The following is a 7178-nucleotide window of genomic DNA, read 5'->3' as shown; positions in this document are numbered from 1 at the left end:
TCGCTGATCGTTACGCCTTCGTGCGCGCGGATGGCGTCGCCGAGCGTGGCCGCGACCGAGTCCACCTGCACCTGCGGCACGCCGACATCCAGGGGTCGCTCGACCAGCAGGGCCGGGCTGCCGGCGGCCACGGCTGCCGGCCCGAAGTCGTGCCCGTCCGCCACCTGCCCGGGTCGGCAGGCGAAGAGCACGCCCGGACCAGCGCTGCGGCTGTCGTGGGTGACGTCGGCCAGGACCAGGGAGCGGTCGGTCTGTGCACCGCGGCCGGCGTGGAGGCGGGCGGATGGCGGCAGCACGGCGAGCACGTCTGACAGCGTCGTCATCTCGTGACGGTTCCGGATCGGCGGCATCGGAAGGCAGGATACGCAGCATCGCGACGCGCGCCGAGGAGGCGTCACGCCGGCGAAGACCGTCGTCGTGGCGGGATCAGGGCGCATCCGACCGGCCCGCCGCCTCGCCCGAGGCCTCCTGGGCGATGGGGCGTGCCGAGGGCGCCACGCGCCGGTGGCCGAGGGCGAACCCCGCGATCTCGCTGAAGACGGGTGCGGCCACCACCCCGCCGTAGACCTCGCCGACCGGCTCGTCGATCATCACCGCGACCACGATCGCGGGATCCTCGGCCGGGGCGTAGCCGGCGAAGCTGGCGACGTACTTGCCGGGCGCGTAGCCGCGCGCCGTCGGCGACGGCTTCTGTGCCGTGCCGGTCTTGCCCGCCACCCGGTAGCCGGGCACGGCGGCGAGCGGCCCCGTGGCGTGCTCGCCCTCCACCGCCGCGACGAGCATCTCGTTCAGGGACGCAGCCGTGGATGCGGAGACGACCCGCTCCCGCTCGGCGGGTTCGGCGGGGCGCAGCCGGCCCTCGGATGCGACCGTGCCGCGCACGATCGAGGGTCGCACCCGCTCGCCGCCGGTGGCGATCGTCTCCAGCACGCCGGCGACCTGCAGCAGCGTGGTCGACACGCCCTGCCCGATCGCGATCGTCGGCAGGCTCGTGGACCACCATGACTCCACGGGGGGCAGCAGCCCGGCCGCCTCGCCCGGGAAGCCGAAGCCCGTGGGCTCGGCGTACCCGAAGACGCGCAGGAAGTCGTGAAGGCGCTGCTCCCCCAGCTGCTCGGCGACCTGAATCGTCCCGACGTTCGAGGAACGTGCCAGGATGTCGGACACCGTGATCGACCACGGCTCGTGGGGGGTGGCGTCGCTGAAGCGCTTGGGTCCCACCTGGTAGTGGTCGGGAACGGCGAAGACCTGACCCGGGGACACGACCCCCTCCTCGAGGGCCGCGGCCACGGTGACGATCTTGCTGATGCTGCCGGGCTCGTAGATGTGGGTGACCGCCCGGTTGCTGCGCTCGTACGGCGCGCTGTGGCCGATCTCCTCCGGCTCGAAGCCCGGTCCCGAGGCCATGGCGAGGATCTCCCCGGTCGCGACGTCGAGCACGACCGCCGAGCCCCCCTTCGCATCGTGCTCGTCGATCGCGGCGGCCAGCGCCTGCTCCGCGGCGTGCTGGATCTGGCGGTCGAGGGTGAGGACGACGTCGGTGCCCGACACGGCGGGCTGCACCTCGCGCGGCGCCGAGCTGATCGTGAGGCCCCGGGGCGCCAGCTCCATGCGCAGGGCGCCGGGTTGCCCGGCCAGCACGTCGTCGTACTCCGCCTCCAGCCCCGACAGGCCGACGTTGTCGACACCCGCGAAGCCCACCAGCTGGGCGGCAAGGCCATCCGCCGGGTAGGAGCGCGTCGGCTCGCTCAGCACCCCGAGCCCGGTGACCTCCATCGCCTCGATCTGGTCGCCGACCTGGCGGGGCAGCTGACGACCGAGGTAGGTGAACCCCGCGTCGCCGTTCAGCAGGTCGGCGATGCGCTCGACAGGGCGGTCGAGCAGGGGGGCGAGCTGCGCGGCCAGGGCGGCGGTGTCGACCCCCTCCTCCTGGAGCATCAGCGGGTGCGCGTAGATGGTTGCGGCGGCGAGCGACATCGCCAGCGGCTGCCCGTCACGGTCGTAGAGCTTGCCCCGGTTCGCCGGCAGCTCGATCCGGCGCTGCGTCTGCCGATCGGCCAGGAGGGCGTAGTCGTCCGCGTTGAGGACCTGCACGTTGACCAGGCGGACCCCCATGGCGAGGGTGATCACCAGGTGCACGACCAGCAGCAGGGTCAGCCGCCGCCCCGGGCGGGCGCGGGCCAGGGCTGCCGCCAGGGCCCCTGACGCCGATGCGGCCCCGCGGACCAGCCGGTGGCCGGGACGCGGCGCCGCCCGGCGCCTGGCGCGCGGCACCGACCGAGCCCCCGCGCGCGGCACCGACCGGGTCCCCGCGCGCGGCACCGACCGGGTCCGGGCGCGGCGTGACGGCGGCGGTCGCCGTCGCCTGCCTGCGGGCGGGCGGCGGGGCGCCGGGCGGGTGCGGGGGGGTGTGGCCATCGCTGGGCTACTGGTGCAGGACGGGCTTGATGCGGTCGGTCAGTGCGGGGCCGGTCCGGGGCGCCCCCTCGGCCACCAGGAAAGTCGGCGAGTCCGCGCGCACCATCCCCAGCTCCGTCTCGGCCACGGCCCGGATCCGCGCGGGGTCCTCGAGGCCGGCCACCTCGGCCGTGAGCTCGTCGTAGCGCAGGGAGAGGTCGGTGACCTCGTCCTGCAGGCTCCGCGCCTCGAAGGCCGCCTCTGCCGCCAGCGCCGAGAGGCTGACGACGCCCACCACCCCCGCGATCGCCACGACGACGACGGCCAGCACGAAGCGGGCGGTGCGCCGTGGCCTGGCGACCACGCGCAAGGTGGGGCGGGTCGAGGGCGCCGGGGCGGGCGCGGCGGTGCGGGCACCACTGGATGCGAGGACGGGCATGGTCACTCCGGTTCGGGCAGCTTCTCGGCCGCGCGCAGCTTGGCGGACCGAGCGCGCGGGTTGTGGGCGAGCTCGTCGGGGGTCGGTCGTTCGACCCGCCGGGCGAGCAGCTGGAATTGGGGGACGCGGCCACAGCCGCACACCGGAAGATCCGGCGGGCAGATGCAGCCGGTGGCCGCGCCCGAGAGGACCCGCTTTGCGATGCGGTCCTCAAGTGAGTGGTACGTGAGGGTGGCGACGCGCCCGCCGCGCTGCTGCCCGGCGGGCGGCGCCACCATCTCCAGCGCCTGGGGAAGGGAGGCGCTGAAGCGGTCGAGCTCGTCGTTGACGGCGATCCGAAGGGCTTGGAACGTGCGGGTCGCCGGATGCGTACCGAGGTGGCGGGCAGGGGTGGGGACCGCGCCGGTGACGACGTCTGCCAGCTCGGTGGTCGTCGCGAGGGGGCGTGCGCGCACGATCGCCTTGGCGATGCGCCGGGCGTACCGCTCCTCGCCGTACCGGCGGATGAGCGTGCTGAGGTCGTCGAGCGGGGCGGTGTTGACGAGCTCGGCGGCGGTGCGAGCCCCGCCCGGATCCATGCGCATGTCAAGTGGTGCGGATGTCCGGAAGGAGAAGCCCCGCTCGCCGCGATCGACCTGCATGGACGACACCCCGAGGTCGTAGAGCACGCCCAGCAGCGGTCCGTGGCGGGCGACGATGGGCGCGACGTGCTCGGCGAGCTCGTCGTAGCCGGCGTGCACGAGGTGGACCCGGTCGGCGTAGGCGGCCAGCCGACGGGCGGCGAGGTCCAGCGCGTCCGGATCCCGGTCGAACCCCACCAGCGTCGTCGCGGCTCCGCTTGCAGCCAGCAGCGCCGCCGCGTGTCCCGCTGCGCCCACGGTGGCATCGACCAGCACGCCCGGGGTGGTCGCGGGCACGGCCAGCAGCTCGACCACGCGGTCGAGCATCACGGGCTCGTGCAGCGGCGCGCTCATCCGGGGCGCAGGCGCTAGGCGAGCAGCCACAGCACACCGAGGATGATCGCCAGGAGCAGGCTCACCGACGAGAGCCCCCGCAGGATCGGCGCCCCGGCGGCCTCAGGCTCCCGGGGCGGGCCCGTCGGCTCGACGGGGTCGGCGGTCGCGACGCGTTCAAGCGCCGCCAACCGGTGTTGCTGGTCGTCGGAGACGAGGTCCATCAGAAGATCCCCCCCAGGTCGAAGGACTTGCTGGTGCTGGCGAACTCGGCCATCCCCTGCTCGCGGTACTCCTCCCACCGAGCGATATCCCAGAGCTCGAGGTGGTCGTCCGCACCGACCACGGTGACCTCCCGTGCGATGGCGGCGTACTCGCGCAGGCGGGCGGGGATGGTGACCCGGCCCTGCTTGTCCAGCTCGCCGGCGTGGGCCGAGGACATCATCATCCGTATGAACTGGCGCTGTTCCCGATCGGTGTACTGCAGATTGCGTAGGCTGGTGAGGACCCGTTGCCAACCGTCCTTCGGCAGGACCGTCAGACAGTTGTCGAGCCATGCCGTCATCACCAGTCCCTTGTCCAGTTCGTCCCTGAAAGGCCTCGGGAGGATCACTCGGGCCTTGTCGTCCAACGTGTGCCGGTACTCACCGATGAACGGCGTCCGGCTGTCCGGCCCCGCTCCTCCCTCGGCCTCCATTAGCCCCCACCATGCCCCACCTGGCCCCACCCGTCAACCACTGTCTCACCCCTGTGCTAGGGCAACGCGCCCGCCCAGGCCCCAAAGGCCTGGTCAGCACGGGTGGTGCCGGGTGGGGAAGATTTCCTCCGCACGCCCCCCGCCGGCCCGGGAAGGGCCGGGAAGGGCCGGGAAGGGCCGGGAAGGGCCGGAAATGCCCCATCGGAGCGCGACAATTCGCCCGCGAGACCGCTACTGCGCAGCCCCGGCGGTCAGGCCGGTGACGTGGTGGGGGGCGGTGGGGGCGCCGTGGTGGGGCCTGGCGACGGGGTCGGGGCGGACCCGTCAGCCGGTCAGCACGTCACCCAGGTAGGGATACCAGAGGGGTTCGACCCTGCCGACGGCGACGACCAGCCAGAACTCGGCCCGCGGGGCGTACGGCGTGCGTTGCAGGGACATGTTGGCCTCGGCAGGGGTCTGGTCGCGCTTGCGGCCGTTGCACCGGCGGCAGGCCGCGACGACGTTCTCCCACTCGTGGGCTCCTCCACGGCTGCGCGGCACGACGTGGTCGACGTTCTCCGCCGCCCGACCGCAGTACTGGCAGACGTGCTCGTCGCGGATGAAGACCCCCCGCCGGCTGAGGGCGGCGCGACGACGGTAGGGCACGTGGACGAAGCGGCGCAGGCGCACCACCGACGGCGCCGCCAGGTCGAGAGACTCGGACCGGAAACGGTGCCCGTTGTGATGCACGACGTCGGCCTTGCTCGTGAGCACGAGCACGACCGCCCGGCGGGCGGGGACCACGCAGAGCGGTTCCATCGTCGCGTTCAGCACCAGCACCTTGGCGGCCGTGGTCCCCGCCCGGGGGGCCGCAGCGACTCGACCGGCCGCACGGTCCCCGTCCTGCAGGGCCGTGGCCAGGGCCGCAGCGGCCATGGAAGCACCATTGCCCGAGCCGTTCGCCGCAGCGGCGAGCGGTGAGGGGGAGGGCGCCGAATCGCGCCGCGGCTCCAGGCCACGGGCTCCGGCCGGCACCCTCAGAGGTGGGCCTTCGTCCACGCCGTCCTCCCGGGGTCTTGGCGCCGCCACTGTAGCATCGCGGGGTCCGCGAACCCCGCGGCGCCGCCCGCGCTCAGGACAGATCGACGACGTCGAACCCCGTCAGCGCGTTCAGGGTCGCGCCCCAGATCATGACGAGCGAGTCGACGACGTCGTCGGGGTCGTGCTCCTCACCGAGCACCAGCCAGCAGTAGGCGAAGTGCTCGACCATGGCGACCAGCGCTGAGGCCACGGTGTGTGGCGGGAGCGTGGGCGCCCGTCCAGAGGCGGCGAACGCCAGGGCCACCTTGTCCGCGACCCGGTCCACGAAGAGGCGACGCGAGTCCACGTACAGGCGGCTGAAGCCGCGCTCGTCCCGTGCCGCCTGCAGCCAGGTCCGCATGATCATCGCGTCGGTGCGGTAGCGCTCCAGGAACCCGCCGATGATGCGTTCCAGGGCGCCGCGGACGTCGTCGGCCTCCCACGGGGCCGCGGCCAGCTCCGCGAACGCCGCCTCGCTGTCCCGCACGAGCGCCGACAAGACGGCGGTCTTGTTCTCGTAGTAGGTGTAGAAGGTGCCGTGGGAGACGCCCGCGCGCTGCACGATGTCCTCGACGCGGGTGCCCTGCCAGCCCAGCTCGGCGAACGCCGTCCGCGCGGCATCACGGAGTCGCTCCGCGGTGCGTTCCCCGCGGGAGCGCACCTCCGGCACCGCCAGCTTCTGCTCCATCTCCTACTGCATGGTAACAAACTTGACGCCCGCGTCAGGAATATGCTGCGCACGCACCGCGGACCTGCGCACCCGAACCTGCCAGCGGGGACCCCAGGAGGGACCGATGACGCCACAGTCCGAGCGGGAGGAGCAGCCCGCGGCGCAGCGGTGGGTCGACGCACGCAGGTCCTGGGCCGTGCCCGCGGCGATCAAGGACGCGGCGCCGGAGGCATCCCGGGGCTTCGACGTCGGTCGTTTCGCGCGTTCGGCCGACCGGGCCATGACCCGTGAGACGCCGTCCCGGCAGCGCGCGCGCGAGGCGCTGCCGGTCGGGGGCAGCGTGCTCGACGTCGGCTGCGGCGCCGGCGCGGCAGGCCTGCCGCTCGTGCCCCCCGCCGCGCTGGTCGTCGGCGTCGATCCGAGCCCGGGCATGCTCGCGGCGTTCGCGGAGCGGGCGCGGGGCCTCGGGGTCGACCACCGGGAGATCGAGGGACCGTGGCCGGAGGTCGCCGAGCGCGCGCCCCGCGTCGACGTGGTCGTCTGCCACAGCGTGTTCTTCGGCATCGCCGATCTCGGGCCCTTCGCGCAGACGCTGACCGAGCACGCCCGCGCCCGGGTCGTCGCGCAAGTGCCCGAGCAGCCGCCGCGGGCGTGGATACGTCCCTACTGGAAGGCGGTGCACGGGGTGGACCTGCCCGACCGCCCCACCGCCGATGACGCCATCGCGGTCCTGCGGGAGGCGGGGATGGACCCGCAGGTGCAGCGCTGGGACCGCCCGACGCGCGAGGAGGACGACGGCGACCGGCGCGTCGCGTCGCTGCGTCGCGCCCTCTACCTCGGGCCGGACCGCGACCCGGAGATCCGCGCCCTGCTCGACCGCTACCCCCCGCCTGCGACCCGGCGCGTCGTGACCCTCTGGTGGGACGTCACCCCGAGCCGATGAACGGCGGTGCGGGGAACCCG

At 73.8% G+C, this 7178-nt stretch carries 9 protein-coding genes; 1 reads left to right on the top strand and 8 read right to left on the bottom strand.

Going from position 1 to position 7178, the window contains the following annotated elements; translation table 11 throughout:
- The 8 genes from WD250_07000 to WD250_06965 all read right to left on the bottom strand — a co-directional run.
- Positions 1-323, bottom strand: a 323-nt coding sequence (locus tag WD250_07000; protein MEX2619950.1) for a Mur ligase domain-containing protein, incomplete at its 3' end; no start/stop codon positions are given.
- Between the two features lie 103 nt (positions 324-426).
- Positions 427-2274, bottom strand: coding sequence for a penicillin-binding protein 2 (locus WD250_06995; protein MEX2619949.1), 1848 nt, complete (start codon positions 2272-2274; stop codon positions 427-429).
- Positions 2275-2425: 151 nt separating this feature from the next.
- Complete coding sequence (locus WD250_06990; protein MEX2619948.1) at positions 2426-2836, bottom strand: cell division protein FtsL; 411 nt, start codon at positions 2834-2836, stop codon at positions 2426-2428.
- 2 nt (positions 2837-2838) lie between these two features.
- Positions 2839-3810 carry a 16S rRNA (cytosine(1402)-N(4))-methyltransferase RsmH gene (gene rsmH, locus WD250_06985; protein MEX2619947.1) on the bottom strand — a complete coding sequence of 324 codons (972 nt, stop codon included), beginning with the start codon at positions 3808-3810 and terminating at the stop codon, positions 2839-2841.
- Between the two features lie 14 nt (positions 3811-3824).
- On the bottom strand, positions 3825-4013 hold the full coding sequence (locus WD250_06980; GenBank protein MEX2619946.1) for a hypothetical protein: 189 nt from the start codon (positions 4011-4013) through the stop codon (positions 3825-3827).
- Positions 4013-4486, bottom strand: coding sequence for a division/cell wall cluster transcriptional repressor MraZ (mraZ, locus tag WD250_06975; GenBank protein MEX2619945.1), 474 nt, complete (start codon positions 4484-4486; stop codon positions 4013-4015). The genes WD250_06980 and mraZ overlap by 1 nt, the downstream gene beginning before the upstream one ends.
- Positions 4487-4810: 324 nt before the next feature.
- The gene (locus WD250_06970) at positions 4811-5401 is read right to left on the bottom strand and encodes an HNH endonuclease (protein MEX2619944.1); all 591 of its coding nucleotides are present in this window, start codon (positions 5399-5401) and stop codon (positions 4811-4813) included.
- A 196-nt stretch (positions 5402-5597) separates the two neighbouring features.
- Positions 5598-6233 (bottom strand): TetR/AcrR family transcriptional regulator, encoded by a 636-nt coding sequence (locus tag WD250_06965; protein MEX2619943.1) that lies wholly within the window; start codon positions 6231-6233, stop codon positions 5598-5600.
- A 106-nt stretch (positions 6234-6339) separates the two neighbouring features.
- Here WD250_06965 and WD250_06960 point away from each other — a divergent pair, with 106 nt between their 5' ends.
- On the top strand, positions 6340-7158 hold the full coding sequence (locus WD250_06960) for a class I SAM-dependent methyltransferase (protein MEX2619942.1): 819 nt from the start codon (positions 6340-6342) through the stop codon (positions 7156-7158).
- The last annotated feature ends 20 nt before the right edge of the window (positions 7159-7178 follow it).

Source organism: Egibacteraceae bacterium (genome assembly GCA_040905805.1).
In the GTDB taxonomy this organism is placed as follows: domain Bacteria; phylum Actinomycetota; class Nitriliruptoria; order Euzebyales; family Egibacteraceae; genus DATLGH01.
This window is presented reverse-complemented; position numbering and strand designations above follow the sequence as displayed.

Excerpts from the sequence above, each read along its gene's own strand:
- WD250_06990 (MEX2619948.1), bottom strand. The coding sequence starts at position 2,836 with ATGCCCGTCCTCGCATCCAGTGGTGCCCGCACCGCCGCGCCCGCCCCG.
- rsmH (MEX2619947.1), bottom strand. The coding sequence starts at position 3,810 with ATGAGCGCGCCGCTGCACGAGCCCGTGATGCTCGACCGCGTGGTCGAG.
- WD250_06980 (MEX2619946.1), bottom strand. The coding sequence starts at position 4,013 with ATGGACCTCGTCTCCGACGACCAGCAACACCGGTTGGCGGCGCTTGAA.
- mraZ (MEX2619945.1), bottom strand. The coding sequence starts at position 4,486 with ATGGAGGCCGAGGGAGGAGCGGGGCCGGACAGCCGGACGCCGTTCATC.
- WD250_06970 (MEX2619944.1), bottom strand. The coding sequence starts at position 5,401 with ATGGCCGCTGCGGCCCTGGCCACGGCCCTGCAGGACGGGGACCGTGCG.
- WD250_06965 (MEX2619943.1), bottom strand. The coding sequence starts at position 6,233 with ATGGAGCAGAAGCTGGCGGTGCCGGAGGTGCGCTCCCGCGGGGAACGC.
- WD250_06960 (MEX2619942.1), top strand. The coding sequence starts at position 6,340 with ATGACGCCACAGTCCGAGCGGGAGGAGCAGCCCGCGGCGCAGCGGTGG.